General features: G+C 72.6%; 17 protein-coding genes. 7 read left to right on the forward strand and 10 right to left on the reverse strand.

The window, feature by feature from the left end:
* Positions 1-59: 59 nt before the first annotated feature.
* Positions 60-2015, reverse strand: a complete 1956-nt coding sequence (locus ACFC51_RS18270; protein WP_376529678.1) for an AAA family ATPase — start codon at positions 2013-2015, stop codon at positions 60-62.
* 318 nt (positions 2016-2333) lie between these two features.
* A complete protein-coding gene (locus tag ACFC51_RS18275; protein ID WP_376529577.1) occupies positions 2334-2948 on the reverse strand; it encodes a uridine kinase in 615 nt (204 codons plus the stop codon).
* 203 nt (positions 2949-3151) lie between these two features.
* On the opposite strand from ACFC51_RS18275, the gene ACFC51_RS18280 reads away from it, so the two are divergent.
* Positions 3152-4513 carry a peptidase C39 family protein gene (locus tag ACFC51_RS18280; protein ID WP_376529579.1) on the forward strand — a complete coding sequence of 454 codons (1362 nt, stop codon included), beginning with the start codon at positions 3152-3154 and terminating at the stop codon, positions 4511-4513.
* A 148-nt stretch (positions 4514-4661) separates the two neighbouring features.
* On the opposite strand, the gene ACFC51_RS18285 is transcribed toward ACFC51_RS18280, so the two are convergent.
* Together ACFC51_RS18285 and ACFC51_RS18290 are read right to left on the reverse strand one after the other, a co-directional pair.
* The gene (locus tag ACFC51_RS18285; RefSeq protein ID WP_376529581.1) at positions 4662-4862 is read right to left on the reverse strand and encodes a helix-turn-helix domain-containing protein; all 201 of its coding nucleotides are present in this window, start codon (positions 4860-4862) and stop codon (positions 4662-4664) included.
* Entirely contained in the window at positions 4792-5472 is a 681-nt protein-coding gene (locus ACFC51_RS18290) for a cupin domain-containing protein (RefSeq protein ID WP_376529584.1), read from the reverse strand. Before ACFC51_RS18290 ends, ACFC51_RS18285 begins: the two co-directional genes overlap by 71 nt.
* Positions 5473-5557: 85 nt before the next feature.
* On the opposite strand from ACFC51_RS18290, the gene ACFC51_RS18295 reads away from it, so the two are divergent.
* Positions 5558-6244 carry an alpha/beta fold hydrolase gene (locus ACFC51_RS18295; protein WP_376529587.1) on the forward strand — a complete coding sequence of 229 codons (687 nt, stop codon included), beginning with the start codon at positions 5558-5560 and terminating at the stop codon, positions 6242-6244.
* A gap of 103 nt (positions 6245-6347) precedes the next feature.
* Here the strand turns inward: ACFC51_RS18295 and sbnA are convergent, their stop codons facing one another.
* From sbnA to ACFC51_RS18320, 5 genes are all read right to left on the reverse strand, one after another.
* Positions 6348-7400, reverse strand: coding sequence for a 2,3-diaminopropionate biosynthesis protein SbnA (gene sbnA, locus ACFC51_RS18300; protein WP_376376851.1), 1053 nt, complete (start codon positions 7398-7400; stop codon positions 6348-6350).
* 67 nt (positions 7401-7467) lie between these two features.
* The gene (gene sbnB, locus ACFC51_RS18305; RefSeq protein ID WP_376376849.1) at positions 7468-8538 is read right to left on the reverse strand and encodes a 2,3-diaminopropionate biosynthesis protein SbnB; all 1071 of its coding nucleotides are present in this window, start codon (positions 8536-8538) and stop codon (positions 7468-7470) included.
* Positions 8535-9542: a TauD/TfdA family dioxygenase gene (locus ACFC51_RS18310; RefSeq protein ID WP_376376847.1), complete on the reverse strand. Its 1008-nt coding sequence runs from the start codon at positions 9540-9542 to the stop codon at positions 8535-8537. Before ACFC51_RS18310 ends, sbnB begins: the two co-directional genes overlap by 4 nt.
* Positions 9543-9568: 26 nt before the next feature.
* On the reverse strand, positions 9569-12067 hold the full coding sequence (locus ACFC51_RS18315) for an amino acid adenylation domain-containing protein (RefSeq protein WP_376529588.1): 2499 nt from the start codon (positions 12065-12067) through the stop codon (positions 9569-9571).
* 4 nt (positions 12068-12071) lie between these two features.
* On the reverse strand, positions 12072-14615 hold the full coding sequence (locus ACFC51_RS18320) for a Pls/PosA family non-ribosomal peptide synthetase (protein ID WP_376529589.1): 2544 nt from the start codon (positions 14613-14615) through the stop codon (positions 12072-12074).
* Between the two features lie 431 nt (positions 14616-15046).
* Here ACFC51_RS18320 and ACFC51_RS18325 point away from each other — a divergent pair, with 431 nt between their 5' ends.
* From ACFC51_RS18325 to ACFC51_RS18345, 5 genes are all read left to right on the forward strand, one after another.
* The gene (locus tag ACFC51_RS18325; RefSeq protein ID WP_376376841.1) at positions 15047-15928 is read left to right on the forward strand and encodes a helix-turn-helix domain-containing protein; all 882 of its coding nucleotides are present in this window, start codon (positions 15047-15049) and stop codon (positions 15926-15928) included.
* A gap of 167 nt (positions 15929-16095) precedes the next feature.
* Complete coding sequence (locus ACFC51_RS18330; protein WP_376529591.1) at positions 16096-16956, forward strand: ABC transporter ATP-binding protein; 861 nt, start codon at positions 16096-16098, stop codon at positions 16954-16956.
* A gap of 77 nt (positions 16957-17033) precedes the next feature.
* On the forward strand, positions 17034-18098 hold the full coding sequence (locus ACFC51_RS18335; RefSeq protein ID WP_376529593.1) for an iron-siderophore ABC transporter substrate-binding protein: 1065 nt from the start codon (positions 17034-17036) through the stop codon (positions 18096-18098).
* The gene (locus ACFC51_RS18340; RefSeq protein ID WP_376529595.1) at positions 18095-20197 is read left to right on the forward strand and encodes an iron ABC transporter permease; all 2103 of its coding nucleotides are present in this window, start codon (positions 18095-18097) and stop codon (positions 20195-20197) included. Before ACFC51_RS18335 ends, ACFC51_RS18340 begins: the two co-directional genes overlap by 4 nt.
* A gap of 52 nt (positions 20198-20249) precedes the next feature.
* A complete protein-coding gene (locus tag ACFC51_RS18345) occupies positions 20250-21365 on the forward strand; it encodes a peptidase C39 family protein (RefSeq protein ID WP_376529597.1) in 1116 nt (371 codons plus the stop codon).
* A gap of 16 nt (positions 21366-21381) precedes the next feature.
* On the opposite strand, the gene ACFC51_RS18350 is transcribed toward ACFC51_RS18345, so the two are convergent.
* Complete coding sequence (locus tag ACFC51_RS18350) at positions 21382-22626, reverse strand: MFS transporter (RefSeq protein WP_376529599.1); 1245 nt, start codon at positions 22624-22626, stop codon at positions 21382-21384.
* Between the last annotated feature and the right edge of the window lie 17 nt (positions 22627-22643).

The following is a 22643-nucleotide window of genomic DNA, read 5'->3' on the forward strand; positions in this document are numbered from 1 at the left end:
GGAGCCGGTCGCCACCGCCGCCGGGCAGCCCCACAGGGGGCTGCCCGGCGGCGGCCGTCTCACAGCGCGCCGGGCTCCTGCGTCCCGCGGTCCATCGGGCCCCGCCCGGACAGCACCTCGCCGTACGCCTGCATCAGGTCCGGCAGCCGCAGGGTGGCCAGGTCGTCGCGGGTCGGCACTGCGGCGTAGCCGGACAGCCGCAGATCGCGGTAGGCGCAGCTCTTCTCGTACAAGGTGCGCAGGAAGCGGCCGTTGCCCAGCTCGTCGATCCAGCCCTGGCCGACCACGTGCCCGCTGATGCTGCGCAGCTCGTCGAGGGACTCCTCGTCCCAGACGTCGCCGTTCTCGGCGGCCAGCACCCCGCCGATCGCGGTGAGTTCGAGGGGACGGTAGCTGGGGAAGTCGACGCGCGTGGTGAAGCGTGAGGACAGCCCCGGGTTGGTGGAGAGCAGCCGGTCCATGCCCTCCGGATAGCCGGCGAGGATGACGACCAGATGGTCCCTGTTGTCCTCGGCCCGCTTGAGGAGCACCTGCAGGGCCTCGTCACCGTACGCGTCGCCCTTGCTGTAACCGGAGTTGGAGAGGCTGTACGCCTCGTCCACGAACAGCACACCGCCGAGCGCCGAATCGATCAGCTCGTTGGCCTTCACCGCTGTCTGCCCGAGGAACTCGCCGACCAGATCGGACCGTTGGGCCTCCACCAGATGGTCGCCGCCCAGGAGCCCGAGTGCGTAGAACACCCTGCCGAGGATGCGGGCGACGGTCGTCTTGCCCGTCCCGGACGGGCCGGAGAAGACGAAGTGGCGCTTCGGCGGCTGCACCGGCAGTCCCTGCTCCGCCCGCAGGCGCGCCATGTTGAGCTGTGCCGACAGGGCCTTGACCTGGCGCTTCACCGGTTCCAGCCCGACCATCCGTTCGAGCTCGGCCAGGGCCTGCGCGAGCATCTCCGGGTCGCTCGGCCCCGCGGGGAAGACGACGGCCCGCGGGGCGCCCGGCTTCGCCCGTGCACCGTCGCCGACCGGACCGGACGACGGCAGCACGGCCCCGGGCAGGACCTGCGGGTCGCCGCCGAGCCAGGGGTCGCGGCCGTCCGCCAGATCGGTGCCCAGTGCCACGTCCCCGTCGGCCTGTGCTTCGGCCCCCGTGCCGTCCGAACCGAAGCCGGCCAGCGAGACCGCGGCGAGATCGGCGGCCTCGTCGTAGCCGTCCCCCTCGGAGATCGCCGCGAGCCGGGCCGAGGTGTCCATGAAGGCCGGGTCCACCCGGTGCACCGCCCGGTACAGCGGCAGGGCCGCCGCGCTGCGTCCGGTGCCCTCGTGGGCGCGCGCCAGCCAGTAGCGGAGCTCCTTGCGCTGGGGCTGCTCGCTGCGACATCGCATCAGGGCGGCGGACAGCAGGGGCTCGGCCTGCCCGTACATCTCCAGGCGTACCCGCGCCATGCCGCCGAAGAGCCCCGCCTCGATGCCCAGCAGCGGATCGTCGGTGAGCTGCTCCGTGGTGCGCACGAGCTGGTCCCAGTCCTTGACCAGGTAGGAGCGGCAGGCGTGCAGGAACCGCACCTGGGGATCGGCGTCGACCGGCGGCAGACCTGCCAACGCCCGGTCCAATTCCGGCACATGACGGCCGTCGAGCCAGTGCGAGGCGTGCGCGAGAAGCAGGTCGCGCGGGCTCTCCAGCACCGGCTGCACCCACCACCCCAGCCAGTACCACGAGTTGAGCGTACGGCGGTGGCGTCCGCGCTGCTCGCCGAAGCGCTCGCGGTGGCGGTACATGCGTAACAGCGCCGTGGTGGTGTCGATCCGCAGCGCGTGCAGGCCCAGCCAGCCGTCCGCCATCCCGGGATCGAGGCGCACCGCGGTCCTGAACTCCTCCTCGGCCTGCGGGTACGCGCCCATGGTGTAGGCGTCCACCCCGCGCAGCCAGGCAAGGTCGGCCGGGGCCTGCGTGCCCGGCGTGCCGATGTCCATCAGGTCCCCCACAAACCGTGCCCCCAGAATGTCCCGCCCGCACAGCATGCCCAGCGCGACGTACCTAATCACCGCGCCCGGGACGGGAATTGACCCCACCAGAGACGCATCGTACCTGTACAGGGAGTGAGCGGTTAAGTGCGATACCGGCGCATCGCCGGTGGTGACCGAGGGTGAGTGGGGCCCGGTCCGAGGGGTGCGGGAGAGCAGGACGAAGCCCCCGGTCACGGGGGAACAACCGGGGGCTTCGCGTCTGCCGGGGCTCCGAAAAGCCGCACATCGAGAACGTAGAACCAGTACGGCCCGTCGGTCAAGCCGGGTCGGGGCGCCTCCGGGGCTTTTTCCGACTGGCCGGTATGGGGACCCTCACGCTTCACTGTCCGTGATGATCCGACTCGCCCCCGCTGTCGGACGAGGCCCTTCCAGCCACACGTATCCCGTGGGTGTCTGCCGTACCACCACGTCGGCGAAAGGAGCTGAGGGGTCGTCGGCGAAATGCCGTCGTTCCGCGACGGTCCAGCCGTCCCAGAACTCCGAGAGCCCGGGACCGTCGCGGCGCCTGCCGCGTTCCCACGAGGACTCGCTGTCACCCTCCATCCACAGCAGCCCCGCGAGGAACGGCCGCACCGCGGCCCGGCCGGCACCGACGCCTTCGACGAGGGTCACGGGGGCGGGGTCCAGTGTCCTCGGCGGGCCGAAGAGCCGGGCCGTCCAGTCGTACGGGGCGTACCGCGCGGGCTCTCCCCGGGACAGCGGGTCCAGGACCTGCGCCCGGATGCGGTCCGTCCAGTCGAAGAGCTCCTCGTGCGTGGCCAGGTCGTCGAGGTGCAGCACGGGGGCGCCGTCGAGCGCGGCGGCCAGGCGGCCGGCGAAGGTGCTCTTGCCGGACCCCGCGTGGCCGTCGACCGCGACCAGCCGCACCGGGCCGCAGGACGGGGGCAGGGTGCGCAGCCGGCGTGCGTGGTCCGCCAGGTCGTTCATGGCTCCACCCTACGAGAGCGCGGTTCCGCTGCCCCTCCTGCCCCGCTTCTAAGGTCCCGCGCAGGTCACGCCAGTGGACCAGACCAATATTGCTCACGCGGCACGGGCCGAATCACTGGCAGGATGCCCTCCCGACCCGCGATAGTTGCCCCACCGATCGGCACCCGCAGCCCCAATCCGCTCAACGACCGGGGGTCTCGCCCATGACCAGACCGACTTCACGCAGGACCGTGCTCACCGCCGCGCTCGCGGCAGCGGCCGGGGCGGGCACCGTGGCCTCCGCCGGCCCGGCGAGCGCCGCCCCCACCCGTACACCTTCGGCCCCGGCGGCAGCCTCGCTCGTGGACAACCGCTTCTGGACCTCGTACACCGACTGGCGCTTCGGCTCCTCGGCCGGAACCCGCGCCGTCGCCGGGCGCCGGCCGGGGCTGGTGATCTCCGCCCCCGCCGGGACCACCGACTACGCCGATCCGCACACCGGCACCACCAGCACGTGGGAGTACGCCACCTGGACCTCCCCGGTCCACCGCCCGGCCGTACCCGCCACCGAGGTGATCGCCTCCTGGAACGCGCACACGCCGCAGGGCACCTGGATCCAGATCGAGCTGCGCGGCAGCTACTCGGACGGGACGGACACGCCCTGGTACGTGATGGGCCGCTGGGCCTCCGGTGACACGGACATCCGCCGCACCTCGGTGGACGACCAGACCGACGGCAGAAGCACCATCTGGACCGACACCTTCTCCCTCGACGACGCGGCGAGCGGGCTGCGGCTGGTGTCGTACCGGCTGAGGCTCACCCTCCACCGCACCCCGGGGTCCCGCCTCACCCCGACGGTCCACCGGATCGGCGCCATGGCCTCGGACGTCCCGGACCGCTTCACGGTGCCGGCCACCACACCGGGCGTCACCCGGGAGCTGGCCGTGCCCCGCTACTCGCAGAACGTCCATGTGGGGCAGTACCCGGAGTACGACAACGGCGGCGAGGCCTGGTGCAGCCCGACCTCCTCGCAGATGATCATCGAGTCGTGGGGGCGCAGGCCCACCGCCGAGGACCTCGCCTGGGTCAAGCCGGGCATCGACGACCCTCAGGTCTGCCATGCGGCGCGGTACACCTTCGACCACCAGTACGACGGGTGCGGCAACTGGCCCTTCAACGCCGCCTACGCCGCGACCTACAAGGACATGAACGCCGTGGTCACGCGGCTCGGGTCGCTGACCGACCTGGAGAAGCTGATCGACGCGGGCATCCCGGCCATAACGTCCCAGTCGTTCGTCAAGGACGAGCTGACCGGGGCGGGTTACGGGACATCAGGCCACCTGATGACGGTCATCGGCTTCACGGCCGACGGCGACGTCATCGCCAACGACCCCGCCTCACCGTCCAACGACGCGGTGCGCCGTGTGTACCGGCGGCGCGAGTGGGAGAACATCTGGCTGCGCACGAAGCGCTACGACGCGAGCGGCGCGGTCAGGGGAGGGACGGGCGGGGTCTGTTACCTCTACTGGCCCGTCGACCCGACACCGCGTCAGCGCCGCGTTCTGCGCACGCTCGGGCTGGCCTGAACCTCCGGAACCACTCCACGGCCACCTCGACGACCGGACGGCATTCCTTCCTGGCCGTCCCGGGCGAGGTGGCCGTGCCGGTGCTGCCCGTCCCCTGACGCGGGCGGCGCGGAACGGCTCCAGGGCCTTGGTCCCGCTCCGCCCGGGATCAGCGCTCGGGCGCCGTGTTCCGGCGGTCGGCCCGGTACGCGCCGGGGGTGCTGCCGGTGATCTTCGTGAAGGCCGCGATGAGGCTGCTGGGATTGGCCCACCCGCAGGTGTGCGCGGTTCGCGTGACGTCATGGCCGTCCGCAAGGAGCACGAGGGCGTGGTGGACGCGCAGTTGGGTGCGCCATTCGTAGAAGGTCATGCCGAACTCGTCGTGCAGCAGGCGGCTGAGCGTGCGGGCTCCGGCGCCGGCCTTCCTGCCGCTCGGTCAGCGGACTGCCGTCCGCAGGGTCGTCGGACAGGAGCCGCGCAACGGCCCGCAGCCGGTCGTCCTGTGGTTCCGGGAGGAAGAGGGGCTGCCCACGGGTCTCCCTGAGTTCGTCGATGAGGACCCGGAGGAGGCGGATGCGCGCAGACGGGCTGTGGCCCGGCACCGTCCCGTCGTGGCGGTGCGGCCCGGTGAGGGCGAGCAGGACCTCACGGGCGAGAGCGGAGGCCAGGAACACCGCCGGACGGTCCGGTATCCGCCTGGCGAGGGACGGCGGGAGGAACACGATCCGCATGTCGGTGTCGCCGTGTGCGGTGTGCCGGTGGGGCGTTCCCGCGGGGGTCCACGCGACCCGGTCGGCGGGGACGATCGAGGTGCCCCGGACGGTGTGGACGGTGAGGACGCCGGTGGCGGCGTGCACGAGGTGGCCGCGGGCGTGGGACTGCGACGCGCTGGAGCTTCCGGACGGCCACAGGTGCCGGCCGCCGGACGGCCACACGAGCGACGTCACGGACGATCCGGCTTCTTGGCGGGCTACGGGCATCAGCTGTCAGTTCACGGGTGGCGAGCCACACCGTCGGGATGCTGAGGTTGTCCGGTCCGTCAGTCATCACAGAAGGAGAGCCGCGATGGCAACGCTCATCCTCGTCCCCGGCGCATGGCACGGCTCCTGGGCGTTCGAGGCCGTGACACCGCTGCTGGAGGCCGCCGGACACACCGTCCACTCCCTGACCCTGACGGGGCTGCGACCGGACGACGACGACGCGACCGTGGCGCGCGCCGACCTCGACACCCATGCCGATGACGTCGTGCGTCTCATGGACGCCTTCGAGATCACCGACGCGACGCTCGTCGGCCACAGCTACGGCGGAATGGTGATCTCCGCCGCCGCGGACCGCACGCCGGGCCGCGTCTCCCGGCTGGTCCATCTCGATGCCTACGTTCCGCGCGACGGGGAGTCGTGCTGGTCCTCGACCACCGACGCCTACCGGCAGGCGTTCGTCGACGGCGCGGCGGACACGGGGTACGCCGTGCGGCCGCCGTTCCGGGCGCCCCACGGCGGCGAGCCCCGGCGCCGTCCTCACCCGCTGGCCTCCCTCGTACAGAGGATCCGGCTGACCGGTGCCGTCGATCGCGTGCCCCGGCGCGACTTCATCCACTGCTCGGGATGGGAGGACGCCACGCCCTTCACCCGGCTCCGCGCGCGGCTCGGTGCCGATCCTGCCTGGCGCGTCCACGACCTGCCGACCGGCCACGACGCCATGCGCGAGGCCCCGGACGCGGTCGCCGGACTGCTGGACGACCAGCCGGCGTGACGCACCGCAACCCCGCTGTCCCCGGGAGGACGCCGTGCGCCTGGTGGAACGGTGCCGTGCCCCTCCCGGACGGCCCGGACCGCTCCCCGTGGCGGACGGCGGCTCACCGGTTCTCCGGCGCCCCCGGTTCCTCCGGTGCGGAGCGGGGGGTGAAGGGGCTGGCCACGGCCAGTTCCTTACTGGCGGCCGGGGCGCGGGCAGCGGGTTCGAGGACGTCCGCGCCGTACAGGTCCTCGACCCAGTTGTCCTGGTACACGGTGTCGAGGTAGCGCTCGCCCAGGTCGGGGGCGATCGCCACCGCGGTGAGTCCCGGGGTCCCGTGCCGGGCCAGCCAGCTGACCGCTCCGCTCACCACCGTGCCGGTGGAACCGCCGAACAGGAAGCCCCGCCTGGCCAGGCGGCGGCAGGCGCGGATCGTGTCGGTCTCCTCGACCCGCACCACCTCGTCCACGTACGACTCGTCCAGGAGCGGCGGACGCATGCTCATACCGAGCCCGGGGATCATCCGGCGGCCGGGTGCTCCGCCGAACGCCACCGAGCCGGCGATGTCCACCGCGACGATCCGGACGGGGCGGGGCCAGTCCCGGAACCACCGCGCGCAGCCCATCAGGGTCCCTGTGGTCCCCGCACCCATGAACAGGACGTCCAGCTGCGGGAAGGAGCGGGCGATCCCCGGAGCCGTCGTGAGGTAGTGCGCCCTCCAGTTGGCCGGGTTGGAGTACTGGCTCAGCCACACGCACCGGTCGTCGGAGGCGCACAGCTGCCGGACATGGGCCAGACGCGCGGCGAGGAAGCCGCCGTTGGACTCCTCGGCGGCCACCAGGTGCACCTCGCTGCCCAGTGCCTCCATCATCAGCCGCGTGGCCAGGTTGCAGCGTGAGTCCGTCACACAGATGAAGCGGTAACCCTTGCTGGCCGCGATCATGCTCAGTGCGACGCCCAGGTTCCCGGACGAGGACTCGACGAGGACGGAGTCGGCCCGGAGCGTGCCGTCGCGTTCGGCCGAGGCCACCATCTCGGCGGCCGCCTTCAGCTTGATCGAGCCGGCGAAGTTGAATCCCTCGCACTTGAGGAGCAGGGACTGGCCGAAGACGGCCTCGACGTCCACATAGAGATCCTCCTCGTTGAAGGCCTGGGGGACGGTTATGACCGACACGGTGAACTCCTCCTCGGGATGGTGCTGGGTCGTCGTGCGGGCAGGGCGGCGCATCGCGGCGGAACCGTCATCCGTAGCGGCTCAGTTCGTGGAAGAAGCCGTCGACGACACGGAGTTCGCCGGCGCGGGCGATCCGGTCGTAGACGTAGCCACCGACCGCCAGATCGAGCACCCCGAGGCCGAAGGGTGAGAAGACCGCGGGCCGGTCGCCCGGCACGGTCACGCTTCCGGCCATCACGTCGTCCAGCGTTCCGTTCACGAACTCCCGGTTTCCCGTGAGCTGTTCGGTCAGATGGGGTGAGGTGGCGGCCCTGAGGCAGTGGTCGATGTCGTCCACGATGTTGGTCGAGGCCAGAAGGATCTCCGGCGCGAGGTCGCGCAGTGACACGTGCAGGACCACGGGGTCGTGGTCGAACCACGCCGGATCGGTGACGTGCGGCTGTCCGGCCACGGTCGCGAAGACCACGAGGTCGCTCGTGCGGATGAGTTCCTCGGGGCCCGGGTGCACGGTGACAGCGGCGGCGCTGCCGGACTGCTCCACGTACACGCGGAATCCGGCCGCGCTGTCGGCCGACAGGTCGTACACCCCGACGTCGTCGAACGACCAGCCGGAACCTTCGAGGAAGGTGTGGATGTACCGGGCGATCAGGCCCGTTCCGAAGAACCCCACACGGGTGGGACGCGGCCGGTCACGGCTGAGCCGGTCCGCGGCCGATGCCGCGGAGGCGGCCGTCCTCGTCGCGCTGATGATCGAGCTCTCCATGCAGGCGAACGGATAGCCGGTGGCGGGGTCGTTGAGGATCAGCACGGCCGAGGCACGCGGCACACCCGATGCCACGTTCCCCGGGAAGCTGGAGATCCACTTCATTCCGTCCACCGGTGACTCGCCGCCCAGGGAGGCGGGCAGGGCGATCATCCGGGAGGCGGGGCGGTCGGGGAAGCGGAGGAACGAGGAGGGCGGGTTCACCGTGCGGCCGGACCCGTGCAGCCTGTATGCCGCCTCGACCACCTCCACGATCTCCTTCTCGCGGCCTTCGAGGGCTTGCTGGACCTGGCCGCCGGGAACCACCGCGAACGGGGGCACGACGGTCTCTCCGGCTACGGCATGTGCGGGACCCGTGGTCCGGGTGGTGTTCATCGCAGCCCCACCTCCTCCGTGACCGGGCCGGTCTCCAGCCGGGTGGGCGAGGCCATGGCGACCACGACCTCGCGCGGCCCCTCGTAGGCCTCCCTGCTGTGCGCGGTGCGGATGTTGTCGACGAGGAGCAGATCGCCCGACTGCCACGGCGTGCGAACGGTGTGCTGCTCGTAGACCGAGTTGAGGACGCGGACGACCTCCTCCTCGATGGGCTCGCCGTCGCCGTACCACGTGTTGAACGGCAGGCCGTCGGGCCCGTACTCGTCGATCAGGTACTCGGCCACCTCGGGGGCGAGCGTCCACCTGTTCAGGAAGGCGATCTGGTTGAACCAGCAGCGCCGTCCGTCGGCCGGGTGACGCACCACGGCGCTGCGGCGCTGCGCGGTACGCAGCGTCCCGTCGGTCTGCCAGGCGAAGTCGATGGCGTGGGCCCGGCAGTAGCGTTCCACCGCGTCGCGGTCGTCGGTGCCGAAGGCCTCGGTCAGCGTGGCCCCGATCTCACCGTTGTAGCTGCGGGTGAGGAGCCACCCCTCCCGCTCGAACCTCTCGGTCAGCCCCCGGGGCAGTGCGTCGAGGACGGCCGCCGCGTCGGCGAGGCCGGTGGCCCCGCCCGTGGTGGGCGCGGAGAGGCAGGCGAAGAGCAGGAGGCCGGGGAAGTCGAGCGTGTAGCTCAGCTCATGGTGCATGCACATCGGCTGGTTCGGCGGCCAGGCGGACGAGGAGTGGACGCCGGGGGAGTGGGTCCGCCTGGGGGCGAAGGCCTCCCTCTCCGTCACCGGTTCGACCGCCAGCTGCCGCAGGACCGTGCCGACGTCCGCCACGTCCCGCAGGCCGAGCCCGCGGACCAGGACGGCACCGTGCTCGGCCAGTGCCGATCGGATGGCGCCCCAGGCCCCTGCGGCCCGACCGGCCGGGTCGTGGATCGCCGGCACCCGCAGCATCGCGGGCCTGCCGGGTTCCTGCTCCAGGTCGAGCGGAGGGGCGGTGGTGTCGATGGAAGGCATCTGGGTCTCCTTGGGGGTGCGAGGGTTCATCGGGCGGAACGTGTGTCGATCAGCGCCGCCAGATCGGTGAGTACGGGGTGCCGGACGAGGTCCTTGAGCGAGATCTCCCGGTCCAGGGAGACCGCGACGCCGACCGCCGACAGTGAGGTGCCGCCACGGGCGAAGAAGTCGTCCTGCCGGCCCACGAGGTGCTGGGGGACCCCCAGCACCTCGGCCCAGGCCGCAGCGAGACGCCGCTCGGTGGGGGTGCGGGGCGAGTCGTCGCCCCCACGTTCCTCGGGTCCGTCCGACCCGGCGGCTATCAGGCTCAGTTCCCGGCGGTCGATCTTTCCGTTGGCGGTCAGCGGAAGCGCTTCGCGCCAGTGGAAGGCGGAGGGGACCATGTAGGGGGGAAGGGCGGTGGAGAGCCCGTCACGCAGGACGTCGGCCCGCAGCGGGGGTGCGCCGGTGCAGAAGGCGACCAGTCGCCGGTCGCGTCCGGCACCTTCGGCGACCACCACCGCACCGCCGCGCACCCCGTCCTGCCGCAGCAGGGCGTTCTCGACCTCACCGATCTCGATCCGGAATCCCCGGATCTTGACCTGGGCGTCCCGGCGGCCGAGGAACGCGAGCCGGCCGTCGGGCAGCCAGCGGCCGTAGTCCCCACCGAGGTGGAGCCGCTCACCCGCGCGGTACGGATCGGGCAGGAACGCCGCCCGTGTCCGCTCGGGGTCGTTGATGTACCCGCGGCCGACGCAGACCCCCGAGAAGGCGATCGCACCGGGGGAGCCCAGCGGCACGGGGGAGAGGTGCTCGTCGACGAGATAGACGCGTACGTTGCCGACGGGACGGCCGAGCGGGATCTCGTCGGTGTCCGGCACCTCGTCCATGACCGCGTGGTTGGTGTCGTCGGACGTCTCGGTCAGTCCGTAGGCGTTCACCAGCCGGACTCCGGGCCTGACGGCGAACCAGCGCTCGACGAGCCCCTTCTTCAGCGCCTCGCCCGTGACCGAGACACAGTGCAGGTGCGGCAGCGGGCGCGGGTGCCGTTCCAGGAAGGAGAGGACCACGTCGAGGTAGGACGGAACCACCTGCACCACCCCGGCCTCGCCGTCCGCCAGGGTGTCGACGAACCGCCGTACGTCCATGATCGCCTCCTGGCCGACCAGGAGGGTGTGTCCACCGGTGATCAGTGGGGCGAGGAGCTGCCACAGGGAGATGTCGAAGCACTGGGGCGCGGTCTGGGCGACCACGTCGCCCTCGCGGATGCCGAGGTCGTCGATCTTCGCGAGGAGGTGGTTGAGCATGCCGGCGTGTTCCACCATCGCGCCCTTGGGCTCGCCGGTGGAACCGGAGGTGAAGAAGACGTACGCCAGATCTCCGGGGGCCACCGCCACATCGGGATCGGTGTCCTCGCGGCTCTCCTCGCAGATCCCCTCGATGCCGAGGATCCGGACGTCCGGCAGGGCGTCGGGGGCGCCGCCGAGCGCCGCGGTGGTGCCGAGCGCCGCGGGGGTGCCGGATTCCGCGAGCACCAGCCGGCAGCCGGCGCGGGCCAGCATGGTCGTGACGCGTTCGGCGGGGAAGTGCGGTTCGACGGGGAGGTAGGCGCCGCCGGACTTGAGGACGGCGAGGACCGCGGCCAGCCATTCCAGGCTCCGTCCGGACACCACGGCGACGACGTCCTCCCGGCCGAGGCCGGCGCCGAGCAGCGCGTGTGCCAGCCGGTTGGCGCGGTTGTCGAGCTCGCGGTACGTCCACCGCCGGTCGTCCTGGACGGCGGCGACGGCGTCCGGGTGTGCGCGCACCCGCTGTTCGAAGAGCTGGTGGAAGCGCAGGTCCGGCAGTGCGCGGCTCGGCCCCGCGAGCCCGACGAGCTGGTGGCGGAGTTCGTCCGGCGACAGCAGGCTCTGCGGCCCGTGGAGCGCGTCCGGATCGTCGGCGATCAGCCTGAGCGCGGCGAGGTGGTAGCCGGAGATCCTGGTCGCGTACTCCTCGTCGATGACCTCGGTCCGGTACCGGGTCCGGAGCACGGACCGGCCGCCGCGACGCGTGAGAGCCACGTGCAGCACCGCGTCCCCGGCCGCGTCCCCCGCGCCCGTCGGATCGAACACCGCCTCGGGCGTGGTGAGGGGCAGTCCCAGTTCCGCACGGAGGACGTCGACGGGAAAGTCCTTGTGGGCCAGCAGTCCGGACTCGATGCTGTCCGCGTGCCTGATCAGTGCCCGCCAGGACAGGGCACGGGTCGTCAGCCGGCACGGCAGCGGACCGCCGCCCGTGCCCGCGACGTAGCCCGTGGTGACGTCGAGGTCACCGGACAGGGCGGAGAGCACCTTGGCGTGGGCGGCCAGGACCGGCGCGGTGGGGGAGACCCCCATCGCGGACGCCATGTCGTGCAGCTCCGTGACGAGCTCCTCGGGAACGGCCGTCTCGACCACGGCGGTGCCGGGTTCGGGGGTACGGGTCCACGGACCCACCGAGGTGGTTCCGCCGGCGGCTAGCACGTCGCGCCAGTACTCCGCGGAGGTGTGTGTGAGCGTGTCCATGGGGTCAACTCCTCGCCCCGGGCGTCGCCCGGTCGATCCGGCGGGCCGGATTGCCGCCCCACAGCGCGTGCGGCGGGACTGTCTCGCCCTTCATCAGGAAGGAGTCCGGAGCGAGCTCCGCTCCGGCGCCGATCGTGACGCCGTAGTGGACGAAGGCTCCGACGCCGAGCGTGACGCCGGCCCCGATGGTGGAGCGGTCGGACTTGAAGGCGCCGTCCTCCTGCGAGTGGCACTGGACGACACTTCCGGTGTTCAGCGTGGCGCCGTCCCCGATGGCGACCATGGAGCGCTCCGTCAGGGAGCAGCCGTCGTCGAAGACCCTGCGTCCGATCCGCACGCCCAGCAGACGCCAGACCAGACTCTTGAACGGGGTCCCGTCGAAGGCCTGGAGATAGGTCTCCGAGGGCACCTTCCAGAAGCGTTCGCGCTGCCAGAACCGGGGGTCGTAGATCGAACAGAACAGGGGGCCCGGCGGGTGGAGGGCGGTGACCGCGCGTTCCACGAGGATGAAGTACACGGCGCCGAGGAGCACGACGAGGATGTTGCCCAGGGCGATCGCCACCGCGCCGACCGAGGTGTAGAGCTCGGCGGATCCCGACGCGACCAGGGTGCACACGAAGACGAAGATCCACCGGACCAGCAGGTACAGCCCCATGGTGGCGCCGTTGTGCCTGTTCTTGCCCGCCAGACCGCTCGCCAGCTCCTTGCCGCTCTTCATGAGGTCGAAGCTGCTGTCGCGCCGGACCGACCGGGGGATCTCGAAGCTCGGGGAGCCGAGGAGCCCGACCCCCTCGCGGATCTCTCCGTCCACCGGGACCATGACCTTGGTCGCCAGCAGGCAGTCGGCGCCGGTCCTGCCCCGGGACGGGTAGGCGATCCGGTTGCCCAGGAAGTTCTGCGGGCCGATGGCGGTCCGGGACACCCGGAAGGAGGTGCTGGAGAATTCGGCGTTGTTGATCGACAGTCCGTCGGCGACCATCGTGCCTGTCCCGACCGAACTCAGGAACGGCGTCTCGTGCTTCACCTCGGTCCCGAAGTTCGACCCTGTCTGCTCCACCCGGGAGAGGTCGTAGCCCAGCATGCGGAGGTAGGGGACCACTGCGGAGCTGTCGCCGAACAGACGGGTCAGGAAGCGACGGTTCGTCAGCAGGGTGATCGCGCGGTGCACGCCGTAGTGGAAGCCGTAGAGGGGGTAGACCCGGTCCGGCGTGATGGTGCGGCTGAGCAGCCGCGGGACGGTGGCGAGGACGAGGAAGCCGAGCGGCACGATCACGAAGACGATGACGAACGAGGCCATCAGGCCGTCGCGGTAGAACTCCCAGCTCGTGAGGACCGTGGATCCCGGTTCGAGCACCGCCCCGAGCTGCGGGGCCTCGGCCAGCAGGATGCCGATCCCGCCGACGGCCAGCGGCAGATACACCAGCAGTGCACTCAGCAGCTGCGTGACGCTGTGCACCGACCGGCGCACCGGGCCGCAGGCCGCCGGTTCCACCACCGGGTACTCCGTCCCCGCACGTTCCGCCGGTGAGCCGTGCCAGTGCTCGCCCGCGGGTACCGTCTGCCCGCTGTGCAGGGCGGACGCGTGGGCCAGCCGGGCGCCGTCGCCGAGCGACGTACCGATGTCGAGGACGGAGGCCTCGGCGACCAGCGCGTCCTTCCCGAGCGTCACGGGGCCCGTCTCGATCACGTCGCCGTGGGCGCGGTAGCAGGTGAAGAAGGAGTCCTTGCGGACGACCGTGGCGTCGCCGACGGTCAACAGGTCGGTGCAGGAAGGCACATGGCGGGAGAAGATCGCGACGCCTGACCCGATGCGCGCGCCCAGCGCCCTGAGGTAGAGCGTGTAGACCGGTGACCCGACGAAGAGGACGAGCGGGTCCGCGCGTACGAGTGTCTTGACGACCCAGAACCGGAAGTACGCCGGACTCCAGATACGGATCCGCTGGGGCTTCCAGCGCCCGACGAGGACCCACTTCACCACGATCGGCAGGGCGGACAGCCCCAGGAACACCGCGGAGCCGAAGACGACGGAGCGGAGATACACGTCGAGGACGCCGGAGCCGGCGGATATCCACTCGTAGCCCCGGACACCCACGAACGCGATGAGGCACGAGTAGGCGACGAAGGTCAGCAACTGCAAGGTCCCGCACAGGACATACCTGGCCCGGCCCGTCGGCCCGGCCGGTGCCGGCGCGGGCCGGGACCGGGCGGGGGGTGACGACGGGGCGACGGGTGCGGCGGGGGCGTCCGTCGTCAGTGCGCGCGTCAGGGCGCCGACGGTGGGGTGCGCGTAGACGTCCTTCATCGAGACCGACGGCAGGTCCGCGCGCTTCCTGACCCGCGCGCAGAAATGGGCCATCACCAAGGAGTCGGCACCCAGGTCGTCGAAGAACCGGCTGTCGGCCGGTACGTGATCCAGGTGCATGACGTCGGCCAGCACCCGGGCGAGTGTCTCCTCGGTCGATGCGGCCGTCGCATCGGGCGGTTCCTGCCGCACCTCCTGGCCGCCCCCGGGGCTCGGGGACAGTGTGGCGACCTGATTGCCGGTCATGGGGGCTCCCTCGCGCGATTCCTCCGGTGGCCCGGCGCGTCGATGACGCGCGCGCCGGACCGTGGGCGCATGTGCGTCGGGCAGGGGGCCGGGCCGGGTGATGACCCGGTCCCGGGCAGGCTGCTCGGTGTGCCGAACGCGACTCGATGTGAGCGGTGAGCCGCGTGGGGACTCTCTACAAGGCATTCGGGACCGATGCGGAGAAGGTTTGCCCTTCTGGGGTGGAAATTTCGCATTGGTCACCTATGGGATTCGGTGCCCCTCGCGCCCCGGTCGGCCGCGCTGCCGGGAGCGGGTCACCGGCTCCTGGGAGGCGTACGGCGAGGAGAGGGCGGCCCGATGCCCTCCGAGGGGTTCACCACCGGCGCGTCGCCATGTCGTCGCAGGCCGGGGCCCCGGGCGCCGGTGAGGGCCCTGATAGTTTTGTCCGCATGGTCCGATCGTCCCGTGGTGAGGCGACCCCCGGGATGTGGCGTCGCGAGGCGGGCACCGTGATGCGCCGGGCGGCGGCCCTCCCCGAGCGGGCGGCGGGCCCGTTCGCCATCGTCGCCGGACTCCATGTCCCCCGCGTCCCCACGGAGTGGGCGCCGCACGCGCACCCCCGGCACGAACTCGTCTGGGTGCGTGGCGGGACGCTGACGTCCCGGGTGGAGGACCGCGTCTTCACCGTGTCCGAGGGGTACGGGCTCTGGATGCCGGCCGGGATGGTGCACGGGGGCCGCGCGACGGCGGGCGCGGAGTTCCACGACGCGTTCTTCGCCCCCGACCGCACGCCCACCGCGTTCGCCTTCGCGGAGCCCACGGCGATCGCGATGACGCCGTTGCTCGAATCGCTGCTGGCCCATCTGTCCCGTACGGACCTCGACACGGCGGCCAGGGCGCGGGCGGAGTCGGTGGTGTTCGACGTACTCCGGCCGTCGGAACGCCAGTTCGCCCTGCAACTGCCCGGCGACCCGCGGATCGACGCGATCGCCGAGGCCCTGCTGGACGATCCCGCCGACGACCGCTCCCTGGAGGAGTGGGCCCGGTCGCTGGGGATCAGCGACCGCACGGTCACCCGCGCGTTCCGTCATGCGACCGGGCTGTCCTTCGCGCAGTGGCGCCAGGTGCTGCGCGCACACCGGGCGCTGACGCTCCTGTCCGCGGGTTTCGACGTGACGACCGTCTCCGAGGTGCTCGGCTACGCGCAGCCCAGCTCCTTCATCGCCGCTTTCCGGCGCGTCATGGGCACCACGCCGGGCGCCTTCTTCGAGGAGGGCGACGGCGCTTCCGGAGATGTCCGGAATCCCGTATCGCGTGTCCAGAACTCCTGATTGCCGACACGACGGGCGGAATATAACCTTCCCGGAGTTAGGTAACCCTTAGTTGTTCCTCGCCCCGGACGGTGCTGTCCGTACGGGGCGGAGTCTGCTGCCCGGCCTGCGAAGGGCCGGACGGAGGGTGCCGCGGACCCTGCCCCTGCGACCGTCCGGACCCACCCATGTTCAGAAGCCCCTTCCGGCACGCCGAGCGCCCCGCGGCCGCCGCCACGCCGGCCGCCGCCCTCGGCGGGCACGACCTGGTGCTGCGGTACGGCGGCACGACGGTCGTCCACGGTGCCTCGCTGGCCCTGCGTCCCGGCCGCGCGACCGCCCTGGTGGGGCCGAACGGCAGCGGGAAGTCCACGCTGCTGCGCGCGCTCTCCCGGCTCCACCGGGTGGACGGCGGCCGGGTCACCCTCGGCAGCCACGAGGACCTGCCCGAGCGCGACGCGGCCCTCCTCGGCGCCCGTGAGTTCGCCCGCGAGGTCACGCTGTTCTCCCAGTCGCGGCCCGCGCCCCAGGGGCTGACGGTCAAGGAGGTCGTGGCGTTCGGACGCCACCCCTACCGGCGCGGTTTCGCCGGACCCACCGCCGAGGACCGCACCGCCGTCGACCGCGCCATGGGGGTCACCGGGGTGCGCGACATGGCGGGCCGGCCCGTCGGGGAGCTCTCCGGCGGCGAGATGCAGCGCGTCTGGCTCGCGGCGTGCCTGGCCCAGGACACGGGCGTGGTGCTGCTGGACGAACCCACCAACCACCTGGACCTGCGCTACCAGATCGAGACCCTGGACCTGGTACGCGACCTCGTCGAGGAGCACGGCATCGCCGTCGGGATCGTGCTGCACGACCTCGACCAGGCGTCCCGCGTCGCGGACACGCTGGTCCTGATGCGCGCCGGCCGCGTGCACGCCGCGGGCGCACCCGCCGACGTGCTCACCGCCGAGAACATCGGCGAGGTCTACGACATCCGCGTCGAGGTCGGCGTCGACCCGCGCACGGGCCGTCTCCGTATCGACCCCATCGGACGCCACCCCGCCTGAGCGGGCCCGCCCGCCGAGGCATCCGACCGGAACGGCACCTCCGCCGCTCCGGCGAACCACCAGAAAGAAGCCCCTTCATGAACCGTGCCCGTCTCCTGACGGCGTCAGCCGCCGCAGGGCTCGTCGTCCTCACCGCAACGGCCTGCGGCACGACCGACGTCGACAAGGCCGCGCCCGGGAACAGCGCCGCCGCCGCGCCCGCGTCGAAGAGCTGCGCCGACGACACCACGACCACCTCGACGAAGCCGGTCTCCTTCAAGGACGGCGTCGGCCGGCAGGTGGAGCTCGACAAGCCCGCCCGGCGGATCGCGGTCCTGGAATGGCAGCAGGTCGAGGACGCGCTGACCCTGTGCGTCACCCCCACCGCGGTCTCCGACGCGAAGGGCTACAGCACCTGGGTCAGCGCGGAGAAGCTGCCCGACGGGGTGACGGACATCGGCACCCGTGAGGAGCCCGACCTCGACACCCTCTACGCGGCGAAGCCCGACCTCATCGTCGTGGAGGCGTTCGACGCCGACGACGAGACGGTGAGGAAGCTGGAGAAGCGCGGCGTCCCCGTCATGGCGACGCGAGGGGCGAACCCGGAAGACCCGATCGGGAACATGCGCGAGGTCTTCCGCATGATCGGCGAGGCGACCGGCCGCACCGAGCGGGCCGACCAGGTGCTGGAGGAGTTCGACGAGCACCTCGCCACGGCGAAGAAGCAGGTCACCGACGCCGATCTCCCGACGAAGGACTTCGTGTTCTTCGACGGATGGCTCGAAGGCGGCAACCTCACCGTCCGCCCGTACAGCGACGGTGCCCTGTTCACCGAGATAGGCAAGGAACTCGGCCTGAAGCCGGCGTGGACCGCCGACGTCGACAAGAAGCACGGTGACGGGGGCGTGGACCCCGCCTACGGGCTCGCGCAGACCGACGTCGAGGGACTCACCGCCGTGGGCGACGCCAACCTCTTCTACGCCAACGACGAGGGTGCCGGCGGGTACGTCGCCGCACTGGGCAAGAACCCGATCTGGAAGATCCTCCCGGCCGTGAAGGAAGGCCGTGCACACGCCTTCCCGGCGCGGGTGTGGGGCGCCGGCGGTCCGCGCTCCAACGAGCAGGCGATCGACGCCTACGTCGACGTACTCGACACGAAGTGAGCGCACCGCGGACATCGACAGCCGGTGGGGAGGCGCTGCCGCGTGCCGAGCGCGGCGGCGGCCCCACCGGGCCGGCCGTTCTGGGGCTCCTTCTCGTCGTGACGGCCCTGGTGGGCATGTGGCACCTGACGCAGGGCACCTCGGGCGTCGGCGTCGGCGACCTGGTGCGCCATCTCGCAGGGGGACGAGAGGACGGCGGCGGCCCGCCGGTCGGCGAGATCATCTCCGGCTCGCGGGTCCCGCGCCTGCTCGCCGGTGTGGCGGTCGGCTTCGCCCTCGGCTGCGCCGGCGCGCTGCTCCAGTCCGTCACGCACAACGCGCTCGCCTCCCCCGACACCCTCGCGGTCACGGCCGGGTCCTACTTCACCCTCACCCTCGTCGCGGCCTTCGGTCTCACCGTCCCGCTGTGGGCGTCGGGCGCCGTCGCCTTCGCGGGCGGACTGGTCGCGGCGGCGGTCGTGCTGCTCCTCGCCGGCCGCGCCGCGGGCACCGCGGGCACCCGCCTCGTCCTCGCCGGATCGGCGACCGCGATGGCCCTGGACGCGGCGACAGGGATGCTCCTCATCCTGTTCGACCAGAACACGACCGGTCTCTTCGCCTGGGGGAGCGGGTCGCTCGCCCAGCTGAACGTCGACGCCTCCCTGCGCGCGCTTCCCCTCGTGGCCGTGGTGCTGTGCGCCGCCCTGGCCCTGTCCCGGCGGCTCGACGTCATGAACCTCGGCGACGACGCCGCGTCCACCCTCGGGGTGCCGATCCGGGCCACACGGGTGGCCGCCGTGCTCTGCGCGGTGCTCCTGACCGGGACCGCGGTGACCCTCGCCGGCCCGATCGCCTTCGTCGGGCTCGGCGCCCCCGTCCTCGCCCGGCTGGTCGCCGGGAGGGTCCGGGCGCTTCGCCGCCACCTCTACCTGGTGCCCGCCGCCGGGCTGTTCGGCGCGCTGCTCGTCCTGCTCGCGGACGCCACGCTGCGCGCCGTACAGGGCGCCGACGGGGCCGCCTCCATCCCCACCGGCGTACCGACCGCGCTGCTCGGCTCCGTCGTCATCGTCGTTCTCGCCCTGCGCCTCCGGGACACCGGCCGGCTCCGGCAGCCCCCGCACGCCCGGGTCGCCGCACGGTCGACCCGCGCCTTCCTCCTCGTCGTGCTCGGCGCACTGGTCCTCCTGGCGGGCGCGGTCCTCGTGGCCGTCCTGGCCGGAAGCCTCTGGCTGCGCACGGGCGACCTCGCCCTCTGGGCCCGGGGCACCGCCCCCGGTCTGATCGGCCAGGCGCTCGACGACCGGGTGCCGCGCGTCGCCGCCGCGGTCCTGGCCGGTGCCGCGCTCGGCCTGGCCGGGTGCGTCGTACAGAGCGCCGTGCGCAACCCGCTGGCGGAGCCGGGGGTGCTCGGCATCACGGCGGGCGCCGGGCTGGGCGCGGCGAGCGTCGTCACCTCCGGTGTCCCCGGCGGCAGACCGGTGCTCATCGCCGTCGCGGTCGCGGCGGGGCTCGCCACCTTCGCCGTGATCGCCCTGCTGTCGTGGCGCGGCGGCTTCCTGCCCGACCGGTTCGTCCTGATCGGGATCGGCTGCGGGTACGGCCTCAGCTCGATCACGACCTTCCTCCTGCTGCGCGCCGACCCGTACAACACGCCCCGGATCTTCACCTGGCTCTCCGGCACGACGTACGGGCGCACGATGCCCGACGTGGTGCCGGTCGCGGTGGCCCTGGCACTGGCGCTTCCCGTGCTGCTCGCCCTGCGCGGCCGGCTCGACCTGCTCGCCGTCGACGAGGACACCCCGCGCATCGTCGGCGTCCGGCCGGCGGGCACGCGCTTCGTCGCCCTGGCGATCGCGGCGGTCCTGGCCGCGCTCAGCGTGATCGCCGTCGGCGTCGTCGGCTTCGTGGGGCTCGTCGCCCCGCACCTCGCCCGGTCGCTGGTGGGTGCCCGGCACGGCCGCTCGATCCCGGTCGCGATGCTGCTCGGAGGGCTGCTGGTCTGCGTGGCCGACGCCCTCGGCCGCACGCTCGTCGCCCCCGCCCAGGTGCCCGCGGGTCTGATGATCGCCCTGGTCGGCGGTCCGTACTTCGTGTGGGTGCTCCGCAGGTCCCGCGCATGAGGACCGGCGGCGCGCCGGTCCTGTCCCCTCCGATCCCGCAAGGAGTGCCGGAATGCCCCTCCACCGGGGAACACCCGTGAGCAGCATCGTCGTCCCGTACGAGCCCGACGCCCCGCCGGCCCCGCTGGGGCGGCTCGGACACCCGGAGGCGGCGGAACGCTGGCGGGCGGTCGACCGCTCCGCCCACGCTCCCCGCATCGTGGCCGTCCCGGCCGGCGACGGCGACGGATGGACCGCTGCCGCACTCGTGACGTCGCGCCCCCGCACGTCCTACCTGAAGATCGTCGATGCCCTCGGCGACGTGCCCGCCGCCGTCGGAGCCGTCGTCGCGTACGCACGCGGCCAGGGGCTCGCGCAGGTGAAGTGGGAGGGCTGGACGGCCGGTCCCGAGGACGCCGCTGCGGCCGGCTTCACCGCGCTGCGCCCACCGCTCGCTCCGGTGGAGGACGCCGACGGGCCCTCCACCGGATACGTGCGCTGGCTGAGCGGCGGCGAGGTGAGCGAGCCTCCGTACTACGGCCAGAGCACGCACTTCACGTGCGGCGCCGTCACCGCGCTGGTCGCCCAGGCGCACGCGGGGGCGCTGGAGCGGGGGGCGTTCGACCGCGGCGCGGAGCTGAGGCTGTGGCGCGACGCGACCAACTTCCCCGCGTGCGAGCCCGTCGGGCTGGGCCTCGCCGTACGCCGGGCGTGGCCGTCGTCCCCGGTGACGGTCCACCTCGACGTGGACCGGCCCGTCCTGCTCGACCACTACCCGGAGGGCGAGCAGGAGTGGCGTGCCCTGCTCCAGCGCGCGTCGCGGGAGGACGCCGGGCTGACCGGCCTCCCGGTCGATCCGGCTCACCTCTCCCTGGCCGCGGTCCGGCGAGCGGTCGGCAGGGAGGAACACGTGCTGCTCCTGATCTCGCTCGCCGGGATGCAGGGGTTCGACGTGCCGCACTGGGTGCTCTGCCACGGAGCCGTCCCCGGAGCCCTGGTGATCGAGGACCCGTGGGCCCACGCGACGGCGGGGGACACCTGGGTCGACGCCCATCTGCTGCCCGTCCCCGACGCCTCGCTCGACGAGATGTCCACCCTCTCGGACGACCGTTTCCGCGGTGCCGTGACCATCGGCCGCCCGGCGTGGCACGGCACCTCCACGCCGGAAGCCGTCACCGGCCCGACCTGACCGCCCCGGGGCATCGTCAGGTGCGGCTCCGTGCCTGATCCGGCCCGGAGAGCGGCAGTGCTTCGCGGCGGGGGAGCAGCAGCGGGGTCGCGAGCAGGAGCACTCCGGCCAGGCCCACGGCGGTACGCGGCCCGAGCACGCCGCCGAGCACGCCCCACACAGCCGTCAGGAGGGCGGTGGCGCCCTTGTTCGTCACCGCCCACGCGGACAGGGTGCGGGTGACCCGGTCGGTCGCGGTGCGCCGGAGGCGGTGGGTGGCCTGGACCGGGTTGAAGATCCCGCAGCAGAGGATGAGCCCGGACTCGACGCCCATCACGAGCAGCAGCCCTCCGGTCCCGGGCCCCACGAAGGCGAGGCCCACAGGCCAGACCGCGCGCAGGGACCCGGCCGTCACGAGGACCCGGTGCTCCCCGAACCGGGCGACGAGCGGCCGGGCCAGTCGCGCGCCGAGCAGCCCGCCGACCGAGGGCGCGGCGAAGGCCAGGCCGTACTGCCACGGGGCGAAGCCGAGCCGGCCGAGCATCAGGACGGCGAGCAGCGGCGAGGTGGCCATCACCAGGCCGTTGAACAGGGCGGTGTTGAAGAACAGCGGGCGCAGGGCCGGGTCGCCGAGGATGTACCGCCAGCCGTCGAGCAGGTCTCCGGCCCGTATGCGGACGGCCTCCAGGCGCTCCGGCGGCGGCTCGCTCCCGCCGATCGCGCGGATGCCCAGCGCCGAGAGCAGATAGCTGACCGCGTCGGCCACCACGGTCGCCACCGGGCCGAGGAGCCCGATCGCCAGGCCGCCCAGCGGCGGTCCGACGATCGTGGTGGTCCAGGCCGTGGACTCGAACCGGGCGTTGGCCACCAGCAGGTGCTCGGCCGGCAGCAGCGTCTTCAGATAGGCGCCCGAAGCGGCGCGGAAGGTGATGTCGGCCGCCGCGACGACGACCGAGACCAGCAGGAGCTGAAGGAAGGTGAGCACGCCGAGCGCGAACGCGGCGGGGACCGTCAGCAGCGCCGCTGACCGCGCCAGGTCCATCGAGACCAGCACGGGCCGCTTGCGCCGGAACTCCACCCACGGGCCGAGCGGCACCGCCACGACCGCGCCCACCGCGGCCCCCACCGAGGCGAGCGCGGCGACCTCGGCCGGTCCGGCGTGCAGCACCTGGACGGCGATCAGCGGGAAGGCGCCGAAGGCGAGCCAGGTGCCGAGCGCACTCGTCCCGTACGCTCCCCAGAGCCACCCGAACGACCGCCCCAGCCGCTGCCCGCTTCCCATGCCCGACGCCCCTCGCC

It is taken from the genome of Streptomyces sp. NPDC055962, from assembly GCF_042270185.1.
Lineage (GTDB): Bacteria > Actinomycetota > Actinomycetes > Streptomycetales > Streptomycetaceae > Streptomyces.

Coding starts and splice junctions, on each gene's coding strand:
- ACFC51_RS18270 (WP_376529678.1), bottom strand. CDS start 2,015: ATGCTGTGCGGGCGGGACATTCTGGGGGCACGGTTTGTGGGGGACCTG.
- ACFC51_RS18275 (WP_376529577.1), bottom strand. CDS start 2,948: ATGAACGACCTGGCGGACCACGCACGCCGGCTGCGCACCCTGCCCCCG.
- ACFC51_RS18280 (WP_376529579.1), top strand. CDS start 3,152: ATGACCAGACCGACTTCACGCAGGACCGTGCTCACCGCCGCGCTCGCG.
- ACFC51_RS18285 (WP_376529581.1), bottom strand. CDS start 4,862: ATGACCTTCTACGAATGGCGCACCCAACTGCGCGTCCACCACGCCCTC.
- ACFC51_RS18290 (WP_376529584.1), bottom strand. CDS start 5,472: ATGCCCGTAGCCCGCCAAGAAGCCGGATCGTCCGTGACGTCGCTCGTG.
- ACFC51_RS18295 (WP_376529587.1), top strand. CDS start 5,558: ATGGCAACGCTCATCCTCGTCCCCGGCGCATGGCACGGCTCCTGGGCG.
- sbnB (WP_376376849.1), bottom strand. CDS start 8,538: ATGAACACCACCCGGACCACGGGTCCCGCACATGCCGTAGCCGGAGAG.
- ACFC51_RS18310 (WP_376376847.1), bottom strand. CDS start 9,542: ATGCCTTCCATCGACACCACCGCCCCTCCGCTCGACCTGGAGCAGGAA.
- ACFC51_RS18315 (WP_376529588.1), bottom strand. CDS start 12,067: ATGGACACGCTCACACACACCTCCGCGGAGTACTGGCGCGACGTGCTA.
- ACFC51_RS18320 (WP_376529589.1), bottom strand. CDS start 14,615: ATGACCGGCAATCAGGTCGCCACACTGTCCCCGAGCCCCGGGGGCGGC.
- ACFC51_RS18325 (WP_376376841.1), top strand. CDS start 15,047: ATGGTCCGATCGTCCCGTGGTGAGGCGACCCCCGGGATGTGGCGTCGC.
- ACFC51_RS18330 (WP_376529591.1), top strand. CDS start 16,096: ATGTTCAGAAGCCCCTTCCGGCACGCCGAGCGCCCCGCGGCCGCCGCC.
- ACFC51_RS18335 (WP_376529593.1), top strand. CDS start 17,034: ATGAACCGTGCCCGTCTCCTGACGGCGTCAGCCGCCGCAGGGCTCGTC.
- ACFC51_RS18345 (WP_376529597.1), top strand. CDS start 20,250: ATGCCCCTCCACCGGGGAACACCCGTGAGCAGCATCGTCGTCCCGTAC.
- ACFC51_RS18350 (WP_376529599.1), bottom strand. CDS start 22,626: ATGGGAAGCGGGCAGCGGCTGGGGCGGTCGTTCGGGTGGCTCTGGGGA.